Below are 22497 nucleotides of genomic sequence, written 5' to 3'. Positions count from 1 at the left end.
TCGTTCCTCCTCACCGTCCGTTCGTCATGGAGTATCATTCTCAGGCGGAGCTTCAGGGGTTTCCTTCTTCTTGCGCGGTGCCCGCTTGCGTTTCGGTGCCTCGGCTTCCGGCGTCGGCTCCGGCGCGTGCGCCTCAGGGGCGATGGCTTCCTCCTCCGCGACGGCTTTCTTGCGGGGTGCCCGTTTGCGCACAGGCTTTGCCGGTGCCGCTTCAGTAGGTGCCGGTTCGGCGGATACCGCCTCGACGGTCTGTGGCTCCGCGGGTTCTGAAGCCGCAACAGCAGCCCTTTTGGTACGCGGTGCACGGGTCTTCTTCGGCTTCGGCTCTTCCGGTGCAGGCTCGACAGCCGATGCAGGCGCAGGCTCCGGCGCCACTGGGGCTGTTTCTTGCGGGGTGGCTGCCTCTTCGGCGGCCAGTCCCTCCTCCTCTCGCTTGCCGCTGCGGCGCTTGCGGCGGCGGCGCTTCTTTTTCGCCTCCTCTGCAGCCGGTTCTGCTGGTTCCTCTGCTTCCGCTGCGGATTCCGCATCAATCGGCGCGGAGGGTTCGACGGCCGGCTCGGGAGTCACAATCTCAGCGGTGACTTCAGCGGCCGGAACCTCGCCGGCTTCGCCGGCGCGCGGCTTCTTCCCGCGGCGCCGTCTCCTGCGCCGCTTTTTCTTGGCTTCTTCACCCGGCGCAGCCTCGACCCCCTCTTCGATCTCCTCCGGTTCCTCACCGGCTTCAGGCTCCCCGACGACTTCTTCCTCCTGCAAAGGCTCTTCGGCAAGGGAGACGGCCGGAGTTTCCTCTCCCTTTCCTTTCTTGCGGCTGCGGCGACGCTTGCGCTTTTTCCCTTCTCCGCCTTCCTGGAGAGCCGTCTCCTCGGGTTCCACGGCCTCGGCGGCTTCCATGACGGTTTCCGGCTTCTTTTCCGGCGCCTCCGCCGCTTCGGCCGGATGCTCGATGTGAGCCGGCTTTTCCCGCTTGACCGTCTCCAGTTCCAGCTCGTTCATGAGGAACGAAGTCCGCCCCTTGACCGTCACCACGATGTCGTAGTCGTCCTCGATCCGGGCCAGTTCTCGCTTCTTGCGGTTCAGGAGGTAGTAGGCCACCTCCAGGGGGAGGCCGCCATGAACCTCGGCCACGGTTCCCTTGGCTGCGGCGGCGTGGACCTTGCGGAGGAAGGAGAGGGCCATGCTCTCAACGCTCTTCACCTTCCCCCGGCCGCTGCAGTGGGGGCATTCGAGGGTGCTTCCCTGCTCAAGGGTCTGCTTGATCCGCTGGCGGGACATCTCCAGCATGCCGAACTGAGAGATGCGCCCCACCTCGACCCGGGCCTTGTCCTCCTTGAGGGCGGCCTTGAGAGTCTTCTCCACGGTGGCGTTGTGCTTGCGGTCCCGCATGTCGATGAAATCAAGGACGATGAGCCCCCCCAGGTCCCGCAGCCGCAGTTGCCGGGCCGCCTCTTCCGCCGCCTCCAAATTGGTCTTGTAGGCGGTATCCTCCACCCCCTTCTCCCCGGTGGTCTTGCCGGAGTTGACGTCGATGGAGACCAGGGCCTCGGTGGGCTCGATGATGAGGTAGCCGCCGGATTTTAGAGGGACCTTCTTCTCGTAGATGAGGTCGATCTGCTCCTCAATCTGGTAGCGGGAGAAGATGGGGCGCTTCTCCGTGTGGAGCTTCACCAGTTTCTCGTATTTGGGCATGGTCTGCTTGAAGAAGTCCCGGGCCTCCTTGTAGACCTCCTTGCTGTCCACGAGCACTTCGTCGATCTCGGCGGTGAAGTAGTCGCGGATGGTCCGGATGACCACGTTCATCTCCTGGTGGATGAGGGCCGGGGCCTTGAGGGCGGCCGCCTTTTCCTGGATCGACTTGTAAAGAGTGAGGAGGTTCTGGAGGTCCTTGTTCAGCTCGGTCTTGGTCTTGCCGAGGGCCTCGGTCCGGACGATATAGCCGATCCCCTCGGGGATCTCCATCTGGCTGAGCTTCTCCTTCAGTTTCTTGCGGTCGGCATCGCTCTCCACCTTGCGGGAGATGCCGGCGGAGTCGCTTCCCGGCATAAGGACCATGTAGCGCCCCGGGAACGACATGTACGTGGTGAGGGCCGCCCCCTTCATGTCCCGTTCACCCTTTTCCACTTGGACGATGAGTTCCTGGCCCCGGCGGATCACTTCCTGGATGCGGGGGCGGCGGTTGCGGTTCTCGGGGGGGACGTCGTCGCGCCACTGCCAGAAGGAGGGGTGAATCTCCCCCATCTGGAGGAAGCCGAGCCTTTTGGCCCCGATATCCACGAAGGCCGCCTGGAGCCCCGGCTCCACCCGGACCACGACCCCCTTGTAGACGTTGCCGCGGGTCTGTTCGCTCCCCGCGATCTCGATGTCCAGATTGTCCAGCTTGCCGTCTTCGACGATGGCAACGCGGGCCTCCTCCGGATGCATCACGTTGATGAGCATCTTTTTTGCCATAGGTTCCTGTCCTTTTGGGCGGCGGGGCGCACCCCGCGCCGCTGAAATGTCGGCCGCCCCAGGCACGGAGCCGGGCAGCCCGATTGATGTGTATTCAAAGGCCCGCTACGGAGTCGAAGGGCCTTGAAGTCGCGTAAAATCGATAAACTATACCAGAGTTTTTTGCTGTTAATAAGAAAAAACTGGCATTTGCGGTCATTGAGGGACGCGGAATGTTAGTGAGAACATTGACAAGGCCGATTTGCCCCCCCTACAATGGCGCCATCACTCCAACACGGAACGGAACTCCATGCTCCATCTCAAGAACCTCTCCAAGGACTTCGCGGGAAGGCCGCTCTTCACCGGCATCAACTGGCACCTGAAAAAGGGTGAGCGGGTAGGCCTCGTGGGGGAGAACGGCGCCGGCAAGTCGACCCTCATGAAAATCGTCGCCGGGCTCGTGGAGCATTCGGCCGGCGAGATGATCTTCGCCAAGGGTGCCACGGTCGGCTACCTCCCCCAGGACGGCATCGTCACCCGCGGAAGGCCGCTTCTGGCCGAGGTGATGACGGCCCTGGACGACCTCCAGCGGATGGAACGGGAACTGGCCGACCTTACCCGGCGCCTTGAGGAAATTCCCCACGATGACCCGGAGCACGGTGCGCTTCTTGATCGTTACGGGCACCTCCAGGAGGAGTTCCGGCTGCGGGGTGGCTACGCCATGGAGGCGGAGGCATGCCGGGTGCTGGACGGCCTCGGCTTTCTCCCCGCTGACCGGGGGCGCGACTGCGGCGAGTTCTCCGGCGGGTGGCAGATGCGGATCGCTCTGGCCAAGCTCCTCCTGAAAAAGCCCAACGTGCTCCTGCTGGACGAGCCCACCAACCACCTGGACATCGAGGCCCGCAACTGGCTGGAGGGGTACCTGTGCGAGTATCCCCACTCGGTGATTCTCGTCTCCCATGACCGCTTCTTCATGGACCAGGTCTGCCACCGGATCACCGAGGTCTGGAACAGCGTCCTCACCGACTACCACTGCTCCTACAGCCGCTATCTGGTCCAGCGGGAGGAGCGGGTGGCGGCCCTGCGGGAGGCGAAGCGGCGCCAGGACGAGGAGGTCCAGAAGATCGAGGACTTCATCAGCCGGTTCCGCTACAAGGCCGACAAGGCGTCCCTGGTCCAGTCCCGTATCAAGCAACTGGAGAAGATCGAGCGGATCGTCCTCCCTCCGGAGCGCAAGAAAATCCGCTTCCGGTTCCCCGATCCCCCGGCCAGCGGCCGGATCGCCATGGAGCTTGCCGGCGTGGTGAAGGCCTACGGCCCCAACGTGGTCCTGAACGGCGTTGATCTCACCGTGGAGAAGGGGGAGCGGATCGCCCTGGTGGGGCACAACGGCGCCGGCAAGTCAACCCTCATGGGAATTATGGCGGGAAAACCCTTCGAGGGAGGCGAGCGGATCGTGGGGCACAACGTGGCCCTCGACTACTTTGCCCAGGACCAGGCCCAGGTTCTCGACAGCGACAAGAGCGTCCACGACGAGCTCCTTGCCGACGCCCCCTTTGCCATGGTGCCGCAGCTGCGGGACATCCTCGGCGCCTTCCTCTTCTCCGGGGACGACATCCACAAGAAGGTGGCGGTCCTCTCGGGGGGTGAACGGAACCGCCTGGCCCTGGCCAAGATGCTCCTGCGCCCTTCGAACCTGCTCCTCATGGATGAGCCCACCAACCACCTGGACCTCTTCAGCAAGGACGTGCTCCTGGACGCCCTCAAGACCTTCCCCGGCACTGTGGTCTTCGTCTCCCACGACCGCTACTTCATCGACGGCCTCGCCACCCGGGTGGTGGAGGTGGCAGGGGGGCAGCTCACCAGCTACCACGGCGACTACGAGTACTATCTCCAGAAGAAGGCCGCGGTTGATGGTCAGATTTCCCCGGTCCCCGGTCCCCGGTCCCCGGTCCCGGATTCCGTGCCGGAATCAAAAGAAGAGCGGCTGCGCCAGCGGGAGGAGGAGAAGTCCCGTCAGCGGGACGAGAAGCGGCGCCAGAAGCGGCTGGAAGAGCTGGAGACGGCCATCGCCGCGGAGGAGGAGCGTCTTGCCGAGTTGGAGGCGCGGATGGCCGACCCCGCCTTCTTTCAGGATCTGGAAGCGGCCCGGCAGGGTGGGGAAGAGCACGCCGCCCTGACGGCACGGATTGCCGGATTGTATGAGGAGTGGGAAACCGTCGGTGCCGAGGGGTAGAGCCGCTCTCCGGCGCTATCCCCGCGACAGGGCTCGTTTCCCGCGTCGTTCCTTGACAGGAGCGGCCTCAGCGGCTAGTCTGATTATGTAGCCGCCAGCCACCCCGAGCCCCGTTCGACCCGAGGATCCGATAACTATGTCCGAAACCGTGTCGATAACGATACCTGCCGTCGTGCCGCTTTATCCCGTCCGGGAGATCGTGGCCTTTCCCTACATGATTTTTCCCCTGTTCCTGAAGGACGAGGAGCTTGCCCGTTTCGAGGAGATGCTGGAAGATGACCAGCTCGTGACCCTCGTCCGCCCCCGAGATGAGGCCGCTCCCGGCGGTATCCCCCCTTTTTTCGAGGTCGGGACCCTCTGCAAGGTCAACCAGATTCAGCATCTCTCCGAAGGGGGGGCGAAGATTGTCCTGGAGGGGGTTGCCCGGGTCCGGGTGACGGAGGTGGTAGAGTTCAACCATCACCTTCAGGGCCACTGCGAGCCGATCCACGAGTTCGTGGAGCGCTCCATGGTTTCCGAGGCCTTGGTCCAGAGCCTCAATGCCCTCCTCAAGATTGCCCTTTCCTACGGCCGCCCCCTCCCCGAGGATGTCATGAAGATGATCGATCTCATCGACAACCCTGCGCGGCTGGCGGATCTCGTGGCCCTCTACGTGAATCTTCCCCTGGATGAGCAGCAACAACTTCTGGAGACCATCGACCCCCTGGAGCGGCTCAAGAAGGTCTACATGCACCTGACGAGCGAGGTGCAGCGGCTCCAGGTGAAGGGGGAGGTCCAGGCCGAGGTGACCAAGCGGGTCGGCAAGAGCCAGAAGGAGTACCTGCTGCGGGAGCAGATGAAGCAGATCCAGGAGGAACTGGGGGAGGAGGATACCCGCGCCGCCGAGATGACCGACCTTCGGAAGAAGATCGATGCGGCCGGCATGCCCTCGGAGGTGCGCAAGGTCGCTGACAAGGAACTGAAGCGGGTCGAGCGGATCAATCCCGCTTCCCCCGAGTACACGGTCGCCCGCACTTACCTGGACTATCTGGCCGGCATGCCCTGGAAGAACGCCACCAGGGACAATAACGACATCAACAAGGCCGAGGCGGTGCTGGACGAGGACCACTACAACCTCAAGAAGGTGAAGGAGCGGATCCTTGAATACCTGGCGGTCCGGACCCTGCGGGAGAAAATGAAGGGGCCGATCCTCTGCTTCGTGGGGCCGCCGGGGGTGGGGAAGACAAGCCTCGGCAAGTCCATCGCCCGGGCACTGGGGCGGAAATTCATCCGGATGTCCCTGGGGGGGATGCGGGACGAGGCGGAGATCCGCGGCCACCGCCGCACCTACATCGGCGCCCTCCCGGGCCGGATCATCCAGGAGCTCTACCGCTGCGGCACCAACAATCCGGTCTTCATGCTGGACGAGGTGGACAAGATCGGCCTCGACTTTCGGGGGGATCCGGCCAGCGCACTCCTGGAGGTGCTGGACCCGGAGCAAAACAACACCTTTACCGACCACTACCTGGATGTCCCCTTCGATCTCTCCAACGTCATGTTCATCACCACGGCGAACCAGCTTGACCCGGTCCCCGCTGCCCTTAAGGACCGGATGGAGGTGATCCGGCTTTCGGGCTACACCGACGAGGAGAAGGAGAAGATCGCGGTCCGCTATCTGGTTCCCCGGGAGGTCGAGGAGAACGGTCTGGCGAAAAATCCGCCGGCCTTTGCCGACGAGGCGCTCTTCAAGATCATCCGGGACTACACCCGGGAGGCGGGGGTGCGGAACCTCCAGCGGAACATCGCCTCGGTCTGCCGCAAGGTGGCCAAGGAGATCACCCAGGGGAAGCCACTGCGGGAAACCATCACCCCGGCGGTGGTGGAGGAGTTTCTTGGCCCCCGGACCTTCTTCAACGAGGTGGCCTCGGAGAAGGACCGGGTGGGGGTCGTCACGGGGCTTGCCTGGACCGAGACCGGCGGCGACATCATCTTCGTGGAGGCAACCCGGATGAAGGGGAAGGGGGAGCTGATCCTCACCGGTTCCCTGGGGGATGTCATGAAGGAATCGGCCCGGGCGGCCCTCTCCTTCGTGCGGGCCAATGGCGCCGAGTGGGGGGTGGGCGAGACCGCCTTCGCCGACACCGATATCCACATCCACGTGCCGGCCGGCGCCATCCCCAAGGATGGGCCGTCGGCGGGGATCACCATGGTGATCGCCATCGTGTCGCTCCTGTCGGTGCGGCCGGCCCGCCGCGACGTGGCCATGACCGGCGAGATCAGCCTCACGGGGCGGGTCCTGGCCATCGGCGGGCTCAAGGAGAAGGTGCTGGCGGCCCGGCGCGCCGGGGTGAAGACTGTGGTGGCCCCTGCCCGTAACCGGGAGAACCTGGAGGACATCCCCGACGACGTGAAGGGGGAGATCGCCTTCGTCTTTGTGGATGACGTGCGCGAGGCGGTTCAGGTGGTGCTGCAACCGGTATGAACCCAGAGCGCACGGTCAAATGGTTTCTCCAGGAATTGCAGGCGTTCTTCGTCCTTTCGGCCAGGGCCGTCGTACGGATTTTCCGCAGGCCCTGGTACTATCGGGAGTTCATCACCCAACTGGACAAGATGGGGGTCGGCTCCCTTTTTATCGTCTGCCTCACGGGGCTCTTCACCGGCATGGTCATGGCGCTCCAGGCCCTCATCCAGCTGAAGCCCTTCGCCGCCACCAGCTACGTGGGGGGGATGGTGGCGGTCACCATGGTGAAGGAGTTGGGGCCGGTCCTCTCCTCCCTCATGGTGGCAGGGCGGGTCGGCTCGTCCATTACTGCCGAGCTGGGCACCATGGTCGTCACCGAGCAGGTGGACGCCATGCGGGTGGAGGGGACCGACATCATCACACGGCTCGTCACCTCGCGGCTCAAGGCAATGCTCGTGGCCATGCCGCTTCTGGCCGTCGTTACCGACGCCCTGGCGCTCCTGGGGGGATACGTCATCGCCTCCGGCTACGACATCAACCTGCTCATGTACTGGAAATCCCTCTCCCAGTTCATGGTCTTCCAGGATCTCGTCGAAGGGGTGGCGAAACCCTTTGTCTTCGGCTTTCTCATCGCCATGATCGGCTCGTACGCGGGGCTCACCACCAGCGGCGGGGCCGAGGGGGTGGGGGCCGCGGCCAAGCGGGCGGTGGTCGTCTCGTCCATCATGGTGCTCGTCTGCGATTTCTTTATGACGAAGATTTTCATAGTTTTCAGGTGATCGAGTGACTGTCGAACGTGGCATACGGATGGACCAGGTTTCCTACGCGGTGGGGGGACGCACGATCCTCGACCGCTTCGACCTCTTTCTGGAGCCGGGGGTGAACCGGACCATCCTCGGCATGAGCGGGGCCGGGAAGACCACCATCCTGAGGCTCATGCTGGGGCTATTGAAGCCCGATGGTGGAACCATCTCCATCGACGGCGTCTCCATCTGCGGGATGCGGGAGCGGCAACTGATCCAGGTCAGGAAGAAGATCGCTATCGTCTTCCAGGGGGGGGCCCTCTTCGACTCCATGACCGTGGGGGAAAACGTGGGGTACCGCCTCTTCGAGGAGGGGCGTCTTTCCGAGAAGGAAATCGAGCGGATCGTGCTCGAAAAGCTCTCCTTCGTGGGGCTCGAACAGACCATCGACCTCTATCCGGCCGAGCTCTCCGGCGGTATGAAGAAACGGGTCGCCATTGCCCGGGGGTTGGCGGCGGAGCCGGAGTACATCTTTTTCGACGAGCCCACCACCGGCCTCGACCCCGTCGGGGTCTACAACATCCGGCACCTGATGCTCCGACTCCAGGGGGAGGGGAAGACCACCCTCATGGTGACCCACGACCTGGAGACCGCCTTTGCCGTTTCCCGGAGGTTTTCGTTCCTCCACCATGCCCGGCTCGCCTTCGAGGGGACGGAAGAGGAGATGAGGCGGTGCGATACACCGGAAATACGCGAGTTTCTGACACCGACGGACCGTTCACTGTTCAGGTACACCACTAACAATCACACGGAAACAACAACGACATGAAACGAAGCGACAACGTATCGTGGTCCCAACTCAAGGGTGGAATCTTCATCCTGGTGGCCTTGGCCTTCTTCGCCGGCGGCGTTCTCCTCATGGGGGACAAAACCAAGTTCTTTGTCCCCAAGGGGAGGCTCTCGGTCATCATGGCCGATGTGGCAGGGCTCAAGGCGGGGGCGCCCGTCTGGCTCGCCGGGGTCGATGTGGGGGTCGTGACCCAGATCCATTTCGAACGCCCCGAGGCCACCAACGAGGTGGAGATCGTCCTAGAGGTGGACCGGGAGGCCCTGAAGAAGATCGGCGCCGACTCTGTCGTAACCGTCAAAACCCGGGGGCTCATGGGAGAGAAATACGTGGACATCACGCCGACCCGGGAAATCGTGGCGAAGCCGGTGACGAGGCTTCAGGGCACCCCCATGCCGAAGCTGGACGACGTGGTGCAGAAGGCGGGCAGGGCCTTCGACCGGGTGGACGCCATCGTGGCCAAGACCGAGCGGGGGGAAGGAACCCTGGGGCGCTTCGCCAGCGACCCGAAGCTTTATGACAGCTTGGTGCGCCTCACCACCGAGCTGAACGCCGTCGCCGTATCCGTCAACCGTGGCGAGGGGACTCTCGGCATGCTTAACAAGAGCCGGGAGCCCTACGAGAAGCTCATGAGCATCCTCAACCGGGCCGACAACACCCTCACCGACATCCAGTCGTCGGAGGGGACCATGAGCAAGCTCATCCACGACCGGGAACTCTACGACAAGCTTGTGGCCGTGGCCAGCAAGGCCGGCACCGCTGCCGACGAGGTCCGGGAACTGAACCGCAGGCTCCTCTCCAAGGATGGCACCCTGGGCAAGCTCGTGGCCGACCGGGAGTTCTACGACCGGGGACTCACCCTCATCAACCGGGCCGACACCTCCCTCAAGTCCCTGGAAGAGGTCACCGCCCGGCTCCAGAGGGGCGAGGGGACCGCCGGCAAGCTCCTGTCGGACCGGGAACTCTACGACCGACTCAACCGGACCGTGGACGACCTGGATCTCCTAGTGAAGGACATCAAGGAGAATCCCAAGCGGTATGTGAAGTTTTCGGTGTTCTGAGGTTGGTGGTGAGCCCTGTAAATTGAAAGGCTATCTATCAATATGCAGGGATGCTTGCTGCAAGAGGTTGAAAACTCAAGAGCGCATGGGGGAGTTAGCCGTTTTTCTGCTGAGCAGGGGCAGAAAAGGGGCCAGGCTGCTTTTTGAGAAGCATTGAAGGCCATATAATGTGGTGGAAAAGTAGCCTGTCCCTTTTTTCGTACCTGAAGAATTAAGTATGATGTCCCCAGAATTAGCTTAAGAATTAAGTATGATGTCCCCAGAATTAGCTTCCAGAATTAGCTTCCGGTCCAAAAAGCTGCCCGGTCAACTCTCGCCCGTTGGGCAAAGAGGAAATATTAAATGGATAATTCTGTAACGGTTCAGGTTCCCGCGCGTCTCGACATTGAAAATGCAATATCCTTCATTCATCAAATATACGAACTTCCACCTGCAAAAGAATACATATTCGATTTTATATTGTTATCGTGGGTAGAGCCTTTTGCTCTCTTGTATGTATCATACCATCTTGCAAATTTTCTAGGTGACACACCTGGCATCACGTTGAAGGTCGCTCGCTTTAATATATATAACGCTCATCTTTATGCTGCACATATGGGATTTTTTAAATCCTTTGGTTTAGATTTTGGGAACAACGCTGGTCAGGCCAAAGGCAGTGCTTACTATATACCAATCACTATTTTCAATGTGGATCAAATAAGATCTGAATCCCATACTGAAGGAGTACATATTGGTGATGTATTAGAAAGTAAAGCAAGAGACCTCGCTAAAATGCTGACCCGGAGAAATGATGGCGATTTAGTCGACACACTTGAATTTTCATTACGTGAGATGTTCCGAAATGTTGTTGAGCATAGTGGAGCAAAGAGAATAGGCATCTGTGGCCAGTACTGGCCTACTAAACATATGGTAGAGATTGCCATTCTGGACAACGGAATAGGAATAAAAGAAAGTTTGAAAAACAATCCTTTTTTACTTATTGAAACTGATAAAGATGCCCTGAATTGCGCTCTACTCCCTGGTGTATCAGGAAAGGCGTACAGGGGCGCTAAGACAAATAAAGGCAAGGGACACTGGAGCAATTCTGGGTTTGGGCTCTTTATGACCAGCGAATTATGTCGAAATGGAGGAAGTTTTTTTATATGCAGCAAATCGAGCGGAATAATGCTCAGAGAGCGAAGCAAGCGGAATGTTGTAACGCAACTTGATGGGACTGCATTGCGGCTAATAATAGACACTTCTTCTTTACGTCAAGTTACCGAATCATTGTCAGAATTTAGAGAAAAAGGCTATAGAATCGCGAAGGAATTAAACGGTGCTGTTATAGATCCTTCAGCAGCGTCATTAATGTTGTCAAGAGACTTTCAATGAGGGGCAAAAGTAGACCAGCCTTTGAAAATGAACATTTGAGACAAAGTTCCCAACCACGTCGTTAGGCGCCGCCCTAACAGGTTGTTGAAAAACTAACCCTTTTTGATTCAATAAGTTAGCGAATTGTGCTATATTTTGGCGCGTAACAATACGAATTTACAGGAGAAACGTTATGCGCGGCAGCGAGACAAAAACCGAAGCCCTGTTCTTCTATCTGTCCCTTGAATCGTACGTCCCGAAGGACCACCCCCTGCGTCCGATCAAGACGATGGTCGACAAGTCGCTTGCAGAGCTCAACCCTCAATTCGAGGCTATGTATTCCCACACCGGCAGGCCCTCGATTCCGCCGGAGCAGTTGCTCAAAGCCCTGCTGCTCCAAGCGCTGTACACCATCAGGAGTAACCGTCTGCTGGTGGAGCAGATCAGCTACAGCATCCTGTTCCGCTGGTTTGTGGGACTGGCCTTGGACGAGAAGGTCTGGGACCACTCATCGTTTTCCACCAACCTGGAGCGGTTGATCGATACCGACGTGGCACGGTTGCTCCTGGCCAGGGTGGTTGAGCAAGCCCGAGGGGCAAAGCTGTTGTCCGACGAGCACTTCAGTGTTGACGGCACCCTCATCGAGGCATGGGCTTCCATCAAGAGCTTCCTGCCCAAGGATGGGCCACAGCCTCCCGTAGGTCGGAACACGGAGCGTGACTTCCACGGCGAGAAACTCAAAAACGACACCCATGCCTCCACCACTGATCCCGATGCGCGGATTGCTGTTAGCGGCAATGTAAAAATGACCCACCTCGGAAATTGAAAATTGACCCACTCTTCCTGATAACCTAGCCGACCTGGAGGGTCGGCATGATCGGAAAGGAAGAGTGTATGGAAGTCAGAATTCTCAAGAAACAGGGCAAAAGCATCCGGGAGATCTCGCGGATCACCGGGCTATGCCGAAACACGGTCAGGAAGTTCCTCAGATCAACGGCCGATCCCAGATACAAAGAACGGGCGAAGCGGCCGGGGAAGCTAGATCCATTTAAAGCCTTTCTCGAAGAGCGGGTGAAGGCGGCGCTGCCACACCGGATTCCTGCTCCGGTGCTTGCTCGGGAAATTGCCAGCTTTGGCTACGATGGCTGCGAGCGCACCGTAAGAACGTTTTTGGCGACACTTTACTCCCGTGTCACTCCGGAGCCGGTTGTCCGGTTTGAAACGGAGCCCGGCAAGCAGATGCAAGCCGACTGGTGCGAATTGCGCAGGGGTAAACACCCATTGTACGCGTTCGTTGGAACCCTTGGTTTCAGCCGCGATTCGTTCGTCGTCTTCACCACCAGCCAGGCCTTTGATGTCCTTCGTGAGTGCCATGAGATGGCATTTTCCTTCTTCGGCGGCGTCCCGCGTGAAGTGCTCTATGACAACATGAAGACTGTGGTTCTGGAGCGAAACGCCTTCGGCGAGGGCAAGCACCGCTTCCACTCCGGCCTGTGGGACACAGCCAAGCATTTCGGGTTTATCCCCCGGCTGTGCAAGCCGTACCGCGCCAAGACCAAGGGAAAGGTCGAGCGGTTCAACCGCTACCTGCGGTACAGCTTCTACTATCCGCTGGTCTCGCGCCTTAAGCAGGCAGGATTAACTCTCGATGTCGCGACCGCCAACATCGAGGTCCGTAACTGGCTTAATGACGTAGCCAACTGCCGAATCCATGGCGAGACCAGCGAGCGCCCCTGCGATCGTCTCAAGATCGAGCGCGCGGCAATGTCGCCGCTGCCGCCAAGGGTTAAGGTTGAGCAGGGCAAGCCGGAAGTCATCACTCCCATGCCGTGGCCGGTGATCCCACTTCAGCGCCCCGCCTCCTTCTATGATCAGATCCTTCAGGAGGGGCGGCTATGAGCGACATCCAGCACCAGCGTATGGTCACCCTCTGCGACGACTTGAAGTTTCTGGCGGTGACCGATGTGTACGCCGACCTTGCCGATGCTGCGGCAAAGCAGGAGTCGTCATACATCGACTATCTCGAGCAGGTACTCAAGGCCGAGAACGACGTCCGGCAGGGGCGCTCGCGCCACACCATGGCAAAGCTCGCGGGCTTTCCCGCGATCAAGACCCTTGAGGATTATGACTTCGATTTTGCCACCGGCGCCCCGAAGCAGCGAATCCTGGACCTATCGGCAATGGCGTTTCTGGAGCGTCGGGAGAATGTAATCCTGCTCGGTCCCAGCGGTACCGGCAAGACTCACCTCGCCATTGCCCTCGGCTACCGGGCAACCCAGTGCGGCGTGAAGGTGCGCTTCATTTCCGCTGCGGACCTGATGCTGCAACTCGAAAGCGCCCAGCGCCAGGGGCGGTACAAGGAAGTAATGCGGCGCAGTGTCCTGGGGCCGAGACTACTCATCATCGACGAGATTGGATACCTTCCGTTCAGCGAAACACAGGCAAACCTGTTCTTTCAGGTGATCGCCAAAAGGTACGAAACAGGTTCCGTCATCCTCACCTCGAACCTGAGCTTTGGGGAATGGGAACAGGCTTTCGGCGGCAACACGGCACTCACATCAGCAATGCTCGACCGGTTGCTGCACCACGCCCATGTCATTCAGATCAGGGGTGACAGCTACCGATTGAAAGAGAAGCGCCGAGCTGGCATTCTCGGGCAGCAACTGCCGACACCCCAGATGGATGATTAACCCAGGAAGGTGGGTCATTTTTCAATTGCCGATCAACCGGTAAAGTGGGTCAATTTTCGATTGCCGTTGACAATTGCCAAGAGAAGCGCGGGCAAGGAGGCAAAGCTCAGCTACCACGGGCACGCCCTCATGGAGAACCGCCATGGGATCATTGTCGATGCCAGAATCACTCAGGCCACCGGCACCGCAGAGCGGGATACCGCAGTCGAGATGATCGCCGACGTCGCCGGCGGCAAGCGTATCACGGTAGGGGGCGACAAGGGCTACGACACCAAAGAATGCGTCGAAGAACTGCGGGCTCTCAACGTAACCCCTCACGTCGCCCAGAATACCACTAACCGCCGCTCAGCCATCGACGGCAGGACCACCCGCCACGAAGGCTACAAAACCAGCCTGAGAATTCGCAAACGGATTGAAGAAGCCTTCGGTTGGCTCAAGACTGTCGGCAATCTCCGCAAGACCCGGCACCGGGGAGTAGCGAAGGTCGACTGGTACTTCACCTTGACCATCGCGGCATACAATCTGGTCCGGCTCCGCAATCTCGGGATGAAAACGGCATAAACAGGGAAGTAGTGCGGCCCTGGGCCGCAGAATCCGCCTGAAAAGGCAAAATTAAGGCGAAAAAGCAAGGTTTCAAAGAACGAATAAGACGAAATCAATACAACAATCAGCCGGAAATGCTCTCCTTGAAGGAAAGTGCCCTTGGAGCAGAGGAGTTTTTCAACGGCCTGCTAAAGACGGGCGGGTCAACGCCGACCCCGTTATCCGAAGGATGAAATGGAATTACTTCAGAACATACTTCAGAACTCTTTGTTTCGACAGGTTCATGACCGTAGACGTTCTGAACTCAGAAATATCTTTGCGGACCTCGAAGGCTGCCCCCACAAGCATTTTCTCTCCCTCCATAAGTATACTAATGGTACACCTCAGCGATTTTATTGTAGATCAAGTTACACTAAATACCTCAAATGGCTGCAAAGTATCGATCTTGATCAACGCGACAAGCTTCAAGAGTACTTTAGAGATTTTATGGTTGAGTTAAATCATGCCTTTCTCCATCTTACAGAAATAAACCAATTCGATTGGCATGATCAACTTGATACGAGTGATAATTATGAATTGACAAGATTTATTGACCAAAATATACATCCGACATATCTGAGGCTCATAGAAGCTGTATATAGTCCAATGCTTCGCATACCTGCGTATTTTTCGCGTCTAAAACGCGGGAAGGGCACAGAAAAACTGGATGTATTTAATATAGTTGAGGAACTTAAGACGTCTGATTTAAATGAATTAACAGTGCATTATCGCCACGTGGTCAGGAATGGCATAGCGCACGGAGGCATCAAATTTTTTGACAACTCAATTTCCTATAAAGACAAGCAGAGAAACGAGGATGTGTTGTCAGACAGGACAATGGTAAATGTATGTGACAACATAATCGATACCTGCAATGCAATTGTTTTGGCATTTTCAGTGTTTGTAATTGCCAACCAGCATCATGGGTATGAAATTCCAAACCAGCTTCTCATCGACGAACTTAAAGAAGAAACAAAAACACCTTGGTGGGAAATCATCGGGTGCACACCCTCAGAGTACACAGATCTTAATCAGCTTATTGTGCATGTCCGGGCGAGGACGTACGACTTTTTTAAGGTACAGGTATCTGTTTTCCAATCGGGCTACCTTGCTGAGCTTTTTGCCCCAGGATATAGTCGATATTTTTTCTCTATTCGTTCCCCAAATGCATGGCCAGGTTTTACCGTTTTTGACGGCGAAAAGCTAAGACTACTTCGACAGTCTGGATGCCCCCGGCTTGAGGATTACCAAGGTGTTGTAATAGAAAATTTGATTTTCTTTGTTCCTCGTCTAAAACTGCCCCGCTTTATACACCGTATGGGAACCATGTATTCGTATTTTCGAGTAAACATGCCGATAATTGCAGCAGATTTCAGAAAAAGCATGCGGCTTCCCTCTCTCAAAGTGCGAGACGCGAAGATACACCGAAATTCTTGGGGACTGGTTCTCTCTGGAACTGTCCTTATTCAAGATCAATCCGACGATTTAATTAGTGATATAAGAAAAGTTTTACGCCGCATAATAAGCAAGTCCCTGTCGCATGCACGGCAACACACATCTCGGTTGGACCTCTTACGTTATTTGCCATTAGGCTATGCACGTATTTCTGTATATTGCGGAGACCATCGACGACGGCAATTCGGCGGGCTTGGAAAGGATCTAGTGTGTACTGTGCAAGTACAGAGAATTATACGTATTCAAGCACCTGATATATTCGGGTCCACGATTGAAAAACGAGGACGTTACAGAATTGCATGGAATCGTGCGTGGCTTGAGGATATGGACGGCCAACCAGCGGTTTGAGCAGCCTTCGCTGCCCACCCTCAGCCCCGTTGCCCGCGAAAAGATCATGAGAAACCACTTCCGGCCTGGACAACAGACTTCCCGCTTTAGAAGTGAAAAAGGGGACAGAAGTGAAAAAAGAGTGAAAAAGGGGACAGGCTACTTTTTGAGGTAGTGTGATGCCAAGAATCGCACAAGGACATGCTGGCGGAGAGATATACCACCTTATCAACCGTGGTAACGGTCGCCAGCAGGTGTTCCACAAAGATCAAGAATAAGACGTAAGGGGACGTAGTTGATTTGTTGAGCAACGAGAGCCTTAGAGGAAGAAGTCAACAGGCCAACTACGTCTCATTTTGGTCTCCCGAGGTGTGCCAGAAGTTGAGACCTGATCACAAAAGACTCTTCGCTCTACTACAAAAAACAAAAAACTAGTGAGCGGCCTCTGCGTGAAGTTTGAGTCCCAGTGCTGAAACGATTTTTAAAATAGTATCAAAACCAGGAACACGCTCACCTGAAAGTGCCTTATAAAGACTTTCGCGAGAAAGGCCAGCATCGCGCGCCACTTGAGACATACCTTTAGCGCGTGCTATGTCGCCAAGAGCCTTTGCAATGAAAGCGGCATCGCCATTGGCCTCTTCAAAGGAGGCTTCTAAATAGGCCGCCATTTCCTCAGGAGTACGGAGATGTTCTGCAACATCATAACGACTGGTAGCTGTTTTGGTCATTTTAAACTCCTATAGGTTCTGAGCAAGCCGGACAGCTGCCTTGATATCCCGAGACTGGCTGCTCTTGTCGCCACCAGCCAAAAGGATGATCAATTCGCTGCCACGTTGGATAAAATAAACTCGATAACCGGGACCGTAGTTGATCCGCATTTCCGAAACACCTTCACCCACAGGCTTAACGTCGCCTGCGTTTCCAGAAGCAAGACGCTCAATCCTTACAAGGACACGAGCCTTCGCTTGAATATCACGTAAGTTATCGAGCCAGTTGGCAAAATGTTCGGTTTTGCGGATTTCGATCATAAACAAACTGTATCCCACTGGCTACATTGTGTCAAATGGAAAGTCGAGAAGAATGCAGCTCAACCATCGTACAGCTTGCTGCGCCCTGCTCCGGCCGGTATGTGCTGTGTCAGCTAACAAGGGTTGATGTCCGGCAGCAAACCCGATATCTTCACCTTATTTACGAATAACCAGATTGAAAAGGACCAGGAGACCGTGACCCACAAGACTGATGCCATCTATGCGGCACCCCTTCAGAAAATGATCGATTTTCAATTCGATGAACGGGTTGTCGCGGTCTTTCCCGACATGATACAGCGCTCGGTCCCCGGCTACGGCATGATAATCTCCAATATCGGCATCGTTGCCGCGAAATATGCCCAGGCCGGGAGTCACTGCTATGATCTCGGCTGTTCCCTGGGGGCGGTCAGCCTTGCCATGCGCCAGCGGATCACTCAGCCGGACTGTGACATTATTGCGGTGGATAACTCCCCGGCGATGATCGCGCGGGGCCGTGAGCTGCTGGCCCTCGATACGGCACCGACGGTGCCGGTGACCATGATCTGTGCCGATCTGCAGGAGGTCGCCATTGAGAACGCCTCGGTCGTGGTCCTCAACTTCACCCTGCAGTTCATCCCCCCGGCAGAGCGCCTGGCGCTGCTTGAGCGGATCCATGCCGGGCTCAGGCCTGGCGGCGTGCTCATCCTCTCCGAGAAGATCGCTTTCGGCGAGCCGGGGCGGCAGCAGTTCCATGAAGAGCTGCATCACGATTTCAAACGGGCCAACGGCTACAGCGATCTGGAAATCAGCCAGAAACGGTCGGCGCTGGAAAAGGTGCTGATCCCCGAGACCCTTGCCTGCCATCATGAGCGCCTGCAGGCGGCGGGCTTTTCGTTCTCCGAGCTCTGGTTCCAGTGTTTCAACTTTGCCTCTCTGGTGGCGATGAAATGAGCTGGTACGACGCTCTCTTTCCGCACCTTGCCGCCATGGGGCAGGAGCGCTGGGCCGAGCAGTTGCAGGTGACCCTGTCCGAGAGCCAGCTCCTCCAACGGTACGGCGATATGCCGGGCTGGCTGAGCGCGCTGCAGGCGCTGCCGGAGCTGCACCCATCCCGGATTGCACTGCAGGACACTGTCACCATCGGTTCCGGCGCCGATCTCTGCTCAGTCACTCGCGAAGATCTCATCCTCGGGCTGCAGGCCTTTCACCCCTGGCGCAAGGGCCCCTACAGTGTCTTCGGCATCGAGATCGATACCGAGTGGCGCTCCGACTGGAAGTGGGAGCGCCTGCTGCCGCACATTCAGCCGCTCGCCGGGCGCAAAGTCCTGGATGTCGGCTGCGGCAACGGCTATCATGGCTGGCGTATGCGCGGCGCCGGCGCCGACTTCGTCCTCGGCATCGAGCCCTTTCTGGTTTCGGTGATGCAGTTCCAGGTGATGCAGCGCTACCTGCGGGATCCCCGGCATCATGTCATCCCCATCGGCATTGAGGATGTCCCGCCGAATCCGGCCTGCTTCGACAGTGTCTTCTCCATGGGGGTCCTCTACCATCGGCGTTCTCCCCTGGATCATCTTCTGGAGTTGAAGGGGTGCCTGCGCCCGGGAGGGGAGCTGATTCTGGAGACGCTGATTGTCGAGGGGGGGCAGGAGACGATCTTCATGCCGCCGGGACGCTACGCCAAGATGCGCAATGTCTGGTTCCTCCCGTCGATTGCGGCGCTGACCCTTTGGCTGCAGCGCTGCGGCTTCACGGAGATTGCCTGTGTCGACGCCACCCGCACCACCTGCGAGGAGCAGCGCGCGACGGAGTGGATGCGCTTCGAGTCGCTGGCGGATTTCCTTGATCCGGATGACGGCGGGAAGACGATGGAAGGGCACCCGGCGCCGCTGCGGGCAATCTTTACCGCGACGAAGCCCTAGGGGTGCGGGGGGGCCCCCTTCGCGATACAATGGAAACCATCGCCCGTCAGTACGGCTGCGAGGACTTGGTACGGGTATCCGGCAACGACGTGCCGGTGCGCCGTGCCGGCCAAGGGAATATCCGGGTTCAATAGAGGGAACGAAACGAGGTGCTGATGAAAACGGTACGATTTGTTGTCTGCTTCATGGTGATGCTCTTCTCCCTGCCCGCCTTCGGGGCCGGCCTGGAGGAGCGGGTGCGGGAGCATACCCTGAGAAACGGCATGAAGCTCCTCATGGTGGAGCGCCACACCTCCCCCACGGTGGCCGCCTGGATCCGCTTCCGGGTGGGGAGCGTGGATGAGCGGAGCGATGAGCGGGGGCTTGCCCACCTCCTGGAGCACATGCTCTTCAAGGGGACCAAGACCCTCGGTACGAAGGATTACGCTGCCGAGAAGCCGCTCCTGGACAAGATCGAGGCGACGGCCCTCCCCCTTGTGGCGGAGAAGGCCAAGGGGGACAAGGCCGATCCGGCCAGGGTGGCCGAACTGCAGAAGAAGCTCAACGAACTGGAGGCCGAGGCGGCCAAGTACGTCATCAAGGAGGAGTTCGCCGAGATCTACGCCCGAAACGGCGGCACCGGCTACAACGCCTTCACGAGCAAGGACGGCACCACCTACCTCATCAACATGCCGGCCAACAAGCTGGAGCTCTGGGCTGCCATCGAGAGTGACCGGATGCAGAATGCCGTGCTTCGTGAGTTCTATACGGAGCGGGACGTGGTGATGGAGGAGCGACGCCGCTCCTACGACACCGAGCCGGGGTCGAAGCTCTGGGAGAACTTCGTGGCCTCCTCCTACCACGCCCACCCCTTCGGCCAGCCGACCATCGGCTGGATGTCCGACATCGAGAACCTGACCCGGACCAAGGCGGAGGAGTTCCTCACCAGGTACTACAAGCCCAACAACGCCATCGTGGCGGTCGTGGGGGACATTGATCCCGAGAAGACCATCGCCCTGGTGGAGAAGTACTTCAGCACCATCCCCCTGGGGACCCCTGTGCCTCCCGTGGCGGTGGTAGAGCCCCGCCAGGAAGGGGAGCGGCGGGTGGAGATTATTGCCGATTCCGAGCCTGAGCTCCTCATGGGCTTCCACAAACCGAGCCTCCCGGCCGCGGATGACTATGTCTTCGACGTCATCGACATGGTCCTGGCCGACGGCCGCACTTCCCGTCTCTATAAGAAACTCATCGTCGAGAAGCAGCTGGCCACCGAGGTTTCCAGCTTCTCGGCGCCGGGGAACCGCTATCCGAACCTCTTTGTCATCGCCGCCACCACCCGCGCCCCCCACACCGTGGCCGAGGTGGAGGCCTCCGTCTACGAAGAGCTGGAGCGCTTGAAGAAGGAGCCCATCACCGAGCGGGAACTGCAGCAAATCCTCAATAAGCTGGAGTACGAGGAGAGCCGCCAGATGCTTTCCAACGGCGGACTCGCCCGCAATCTCACCGAGTACGAGGCGGTGGCGGGCACCTGGCGCTACCTGATCGAGCACCGGAGCAAGGTGGCCAAGGTGACCCCCGACGACGTGATCCGCGTGGCGCGGAAGTATTTCACGCGGGAGAACCGGATCGTGGGCTTCATCACCAAGAAGACAGAGAACTAAGGGTAACGGGGACAATCCATGATCATCGTGAAACGATTTGCACTCATCATTCTTGTAGCGCTGCTGCCCGTTGTCGCCTTCGGGGCCGAGGCGAAGAAGGCCGATCCCCGCACCATGACTTTCCCGCCGCTTGTTTTCGAGGTGCCGAAGACCGAGCGGGTCGTGCTGAATAACGGCATGGTCGTCCATATGCTTCCCGACCGGGAGCTTCCCCTGGTGAGCCTCACCGCCTACGTGAACGTGGGGAGTATCTACGAGCCGGCCGACAAGACGGGGCTCGCCGGCCTCACCGGCGCGGTCATGCGGAGCGGCGGCACCAGGGAACTTGCCCCCTCGGCCTTGGACGCGGAGCTTGAGTTCATGGCCTCGGGGGTGGAGTCGAGCATTGGCGCGGATTCGGGGGGCGTCTCCCTGACCTGTCTCAAGCGGAACCTTCCCCGGACCCTGGAGCTTTTTGCCCAGGTGATGATGGCCCCAGCCTTCAGCGAGGACCGGGTGGCCCTGGCCAAGAAGCGGACCATCGAGGCCCTGCGCCGCCAGAACGATGATTCCAAGGAGATCGCCGACCGGGAGTTCCAGAAGGCCGTCTATCCCAACCACCCCCTGGGGCGGGTCCCCACCGTCGAGACGGTCACCGCCATCACCCGCGATGACATGGTGGCCTTCCATAGGGAGTATTTCCATCCCAATAACGTGATCCTCGCCGTTGCCGGCGACTTCGACAAGAAGGAGATGATCGCCCTCCTGGAGAAGACCTTTGCCGGGTGGAAGCGTGAGGAGATCGCCTTCCCCTCCGTCCCAGAGCCGGCCAGGGAGGTGAAGCCCGTCGTGCTCCTGGCCAGAAAGGCCGTGCCCCAGTCGGCCATCCGCATGGGGCACCCGGGAATCGACAAGAACAACCCCGACCTCTATGCCATTCGGGTCATGGACTACATCCTGGGGGGCGGCTTCACCTCTCGTCTCATGACCGAGATCCGCTCCAACGAGGGGCTTGCCTACAACGTCCACGCCTCCTTCGACATCGGCAGACGCTTCATCGGCACCTTCGAGGCCGAGACCGAAACCAAGAGCGAAACCACCGCCAAGGCCATCGGCCTCATGCGCGCAATCATCGCCGGCATGACGAAGGAGCCGGTCACCGACGCCGAGCTGACCCTGGCCAAGGACTCCATCATCAATTCTTTCATCTTCGGCTTTGCCCGCACCGACGCCGTGGTGGCCCAACGGGCGCGGATTGAATTTTACGGTTACCCCGAGGGATATTTGGAGAACTACCGGGCCAACATCGCCAAGGTCACGAAGGACGACGTCCTCCGGGTGGCGCGGAAATACCTGAAGCCCGACCGGATGGTGACTGTCGTGGCCGGTGACGACAAGACCTTCGACAAGCCCCTCTCCACCTTTGGCACGGTGGAGGAGATCAAGCTGGAAAACGGAACCGAGAAAGGAGCGAAGTGATGGCAACCTGGAAATGCAGCACCTGCGGCTTTACCAAGGAGGGGCGGTGCAAGCCCCAGAAATGTCCCCAATGCCAGGAAAAGGGGAACTTTGAGAAGCAGGAATAGTCGAGAAGGGGCGGTCGATGTGGTCGTTCCGTTCGATTTTTTTGCAAATACCTCAAATAAGGTACGGTGTGGAGAATTTAAGGTTGCCTTTAAGTGTCATGCTGGTTGGGCAAGGTGAAAAATAGTAGTAAAATCAATTTGTTGTAAATGTTGATATGCTGGCATGATAGATGCTTTTACCACGATAGATTCACCAAATTCCGGAATAGGA

Annotated in this window: 17 protein-coding genes and 2 pseudogenes; 16 read left to right on the top strand and 3 right to left on the bottom strand. The window is 58.5% G+C overall.

Features of this window, described 5'->3' with window-relative positions:
* Positions 1 to 24 precede the first annotated feature (24 nt).
* The gene (locus tag GMET_RS12785) at positions 25 to 2445 is read right to left on the bottom strand and encodes an Rne/Rng family ribonuclease (RefSeq protein WP_004513488.1); all 2421 of its coding nucleotides are present in this window, start codon (positions 2443 to 2445) and stop codon (positions 25 to 27) included.
* Positions 2446 to 2734: 289 nt separating this feature from the next.
* Here GMET_RS12785 and GMET_RS12780 point away from each other — a divergent pair, with 289 nt between their 5' ends.
* The 11 genes and pseudogenes from GMET_RS12780 (at position 2735) to GMET_RS18430 (ending at position 16176) form a co-directional block, all read left to right on the top strand.
* Positions 2735 to 4660: an ABC-F family ATP-binding cassette domain-containing protein gene (locus tag GMET_RS12780; protein WP_004513489.1), complete on the top strand. Its 1926-nt coding sequence runs from the start codon at positions 2735 to 2737 to the stop codon at positions 4658 to 4660.
* A 136-nt stretch (positions 4661 to 4796) separates the two neighbouring features.
* Entirely contained in the window at positions 4797 to 7121 is a 2325-nt protein-coding gene (lon, locus tag GMET_RS12775; RefSeq protein ID WP_004513490.1) for an endopeptidase La, read from the top strand.
* Complete coding sequence (locus GMET_RS12770; protein ID WP_004513491.1) at positions 7118 to 7879, top strand: MlaE family ABC transporter permease; 762 nt, start codon at positions 7118 to 7120, stop codon at positions 7877 to 7879. The genes lon and GMET_RS12770 overlap by 4 nt, the downstream gene beginning before the upstream one ends.
* A 4-nt stretch (positions 7880 to 7883) precedes the next feature.
* On the top strand, positions 7884 to 8672 hold the full coding sequence (locus tag GMET_RS12765; RefSeq protein ID WP_004513492.1) for an ABC transporter ATP-binding protein: 789 nt from the start codon (positions 7884 to 7886) through the stop codon (positions 8670 to 8672).
* On the top strand, positions 8669 to 9751 hold the full coding sequence (locus tag GMET_RS12760; RefSeq protein ID WP_004513493.1) for an MlaD family protein: 1083 nt from the start codon (positions 8669 to 8671) through the stop codon (positions 9749 to 9751). Before GMET_RS12765 ends, GMET_RS12760 begins: the two co-directional genes overlap by 4 nt.
* Positions 9752 to 10093: 342 nt before the next feature.
* The gene (locus tag GMET_RS18435; RefSeq protein ID WP_004513494.1) at positions 10094 to 11122 is read left to right on the top strand and encodes a HAMP domain-containing histidine kinase; all 1029 of its coding nucleotides are present in this window, start codon (positions 10094 to 10096) and stop codon (positions 11120 to 11122) included.
* A 172-nt stretch (positions 11123 to 11294) separates the two neighbouring features.
* Positions 11295 to 11897: pseudogene (locus tag GMET_RS12755) on the top strand (IS5 family transposase); the annotation flags it as partial.
* Between the two features lie 77 nt (positions 11898 to 11974).
* Complete coding sequence (gene istA / locus GMET_RS12750; RefSeq protein WP_004514801.1) at positions 11975 to 13000, top strand: IS21-like element ISGme4 family transposase; 1026 nt, start codon at positions 11975 to 11977, stop codon at positions 12998 to 13000.
* Entirely contained in the window at positions 12997 to 13791 is a 795-nt protein-coding gene (gene istB, locus GMET_RS12745; RefSeq protein ID WP_004514800.1) for an IS21-like element ISGme4 family helper ATPase IstB, read from the top strand. Before istA ends, istB begins: the two co-directional genes overlap by 4 nt.
* Positions 13792 to 13869: 78 nt before the next feature.
* Positions 13870 to 14352 (top strand): annotated as a pseudogene (locus tag GMET_RS12740) (transposase); the annotation flags it as partial.
* A gap of 216 nt (positions 14353 to 14568) precedes the next feature.
* Positions 14569 to 16176 (top strand): hypothetical protein, encoded by a 1608-nt coding sequence (locus tag GMET_RS18430; protein ID WP_004514517.1) that lies wholly within the window; start codon positions 14569 to 14571, stop codon positions 16174 to 16176.
* Between the two features lie 410 nt (positions 16177 to 16586).
* Here GMET_RS18430 and GMET_RS12735 read toward each other — a convergent pair whose 3' ends face one another.
* Positions 16587 to 16883: an addiction module antidote protein gene (locus tag GMET_RS12735; protein ID WP_004514518.1), complete on the bottom strand. Its 297-nt coding sequence runs from the start codon at positions 16881 to 16883 to the stop codon at positions 16587 to 16589.
* 9 nt (positions 16884 to 16892) lie between these two features.
* Positions 16893 to 17183, bottom strand: a complete 291-nt coding sequence (locus GMET_RS12730) for a type II toxin-antitoxin system RelE/ParE family toxin (RefSeq protein ID WP_011366069.1) — start codon at positions 17181 to 17183, stop codon at positions 16893 to 16895.
* 195 nt (positions 17184 to 17378) lie between these two features.
* Here GMET_RS12730 and cmoA point away from each other — a divergent pair, with 195 nt between their 5' ends.
* The 5 genes from cmoA to GMET_RS12705 all read left to right on the top strand — a co-directional run bounded on the left by cmoA (position 17379) and on the right by GMET_RS12705 (position 22286).
* Positions 17379 to 18113 carry a carboxy-S-adenosyl-L-methionine synthase CmoA gene (cmoA, locus tag GMET_RS12725; RefSeq protein ID WP_011366068.1) on the top strand — a complete coding sequence of 245 codons (735 nt, stop codon included), beginning with the start codon at positions 17379 to 17381 and terminating at the stop codon, positions 18111 to 18113.
* A complete protein-coding gene (gene cmoB / locus GMET_RS12720; protein WP_004514520.1) occupies positions 18110 to 19081 on the top strand; it encodes a tRNA 5-methoxyuridine(34)/uridine 5-oxyacetic acid(34) synthase CmoB in 972 nt (323 codons plus the stop codon). The genes cmoA and cmoB overlap by 4 nt, the downstream gene beginning before the upstream one ends.
* Before the next feature lie 155 nt (positions 19082 to 19236).
* Entirely contained in the window at positions 19237 to 20721 is a 1485-nt protein-coding gene (locus GMET_RS12715; RefSeq protein WP_004514521.1) for a M16 family metallopeptidase, read from the top strand.
* Between the two features lie 18 nt (positions 20722 to 20739).
* On the top strand, positions 20740 to 22179 hold the full coding sequence (locus tag GMET_RS12710; RefSeq protein WP_004514522.1) for a M16 family metallopeptidase: 1440 nt from the start codon (positions 20740 to 20742) through the stop codon (positions 22177 to 22179).
* A complete protein-coding gene (locus GMET_RS12705) occupies positions 22179 to 22286 on the top strand; it encodes an RCKP-type rubredoxin-like domain-containing protein (RefSeq protein WP_004514523.1) in 108 nt (35 codons plus the stop codon). Before GMET_RS12710 ends, GMET_RS12705 begins: the two co-directional genes overlap by 1 nt.
* The last annotated feature ends 211 nt before the right edge of the window (positions 22287 to 22497 follow it).

The organism is Geobacter metallireducens GS-15, assembly GCF_000012925.1.
Taxonomy (GTDB): Bacteria; Desulfobacterota; Desulfuromonadia; order Geobacterales; family Geobacteraceae; genus Geobacter; species Geobacter metallireducens.
Note: the sequence above shows the minus strand (reverse complement) of the source record. Positions and strands in the feature narration are given on the sequence as shown.

Excerpts from the sequence above, each read along its gene's own strand:
- GMET_RS12785 (WP_004513488.1), bottom strand. The coding sequence starts at position 2,445 with ATGGCAAAAAAGATGCTCATCAACGTGATGCATCCGGAGGAGGCCCGC.
- GMET_RS12780 (WP_004513489.1), top strand. The coding sequence starts at position 2,735 with ATGCTCCATCTCAAGAACCTCTCCAAGGACTTCGCGGGAAGGCCGCTC.
- lon (WP_004513490.1), top strand. The coding sequence starts at position 4,797 with ATGTCCGAAACCGTGTCGATAACGATACCTGCCGTCGTGCCGCTTTAT.
- GMET_RS12770 (WP_004513491.1), top strand. The coding sequence starts at position 7,118 with ATGAACCCAGAGCGCACGGTCAAATGGTTTCTCCAGGAATTGCAGGCG.
- GMET_RS12760 (WP_004513493.1), top strand. The coding sequence starts at position 8,669 with ATGAAACGAAGCGACAACGTATCGTGGTCCCAACTCAAGGGTGGAATC.
- GMET_RS18435 (WP_004513494.1), top strand. The coding sequence starts at position 10,094 with ATGGATAATTCTGTAACGGTTCAGGTTCCCGCGCGTCTCGACATTGAA.
- istA (WP_004514801.1), top strand. The coding sequence starts at position 11,975 with ATGATCGGAAAGGAAGAGTGTATGGAAGTCAGAATTCTCAAGAAACAG.
- istB (WP_004514800.1), top strand. The coding sequence starts at position 12,997 with ATGAGCGACATCCAGCACCAGCGTATGGTCACCCTCTGCGACGACTTG.
- GMET_RS18430 (WP_004514517.1), top strand. The coding sequence starts at position 14,569 with ATGGAATTACTTCAGAACATACTTCAGAACTCTTTGTTTCGACAGGTT.
- GMET_RS12735 (WP_004514518.1), bottom strand. The coding sequence starts at position 16,883 with ATGACCAAAACAGCTACCAGTCGTTATGATGTTGCAGAACATCTCCGT.
- GMET_RS12730 (WP_011366069.1), bottom strand. The coding sequence starts at position 17,183 with ATGATCGAAATCCGCAAAACCGAACATTTTGCCAACTGGCTCGATAAC.
- cmoB (WP_004514520.1), top strand. The coding sequence starts at position 18,110 with ATGAGCTGGTACGACGCTCTCTTTCCGCACCTTGCCGCCATGGGGCAG.
- GMET_RS12715 (WP_004514521.1), top strand. The coding sequence starts at position 19,237 with ATGAAAACGGTACGATTTGTTGTCTGCTTCATGGTGATGCTCTTCTCC.
- GMET_RS12710 (WP_004514522.1), top strand. The coding sequence starts at position 20,740 with ATGATCATCGTGAAACGATTTGCACTCATCATTCTTGTAGCGCTGCTG.
- GMET_RS12705 (WP_004514523.1), top strand. The coding sequence starts at position 22,179 with ATGGCAACCTGGAAATGCAGCACCTGCGGCTTTACCAAGGAGGGGCGG.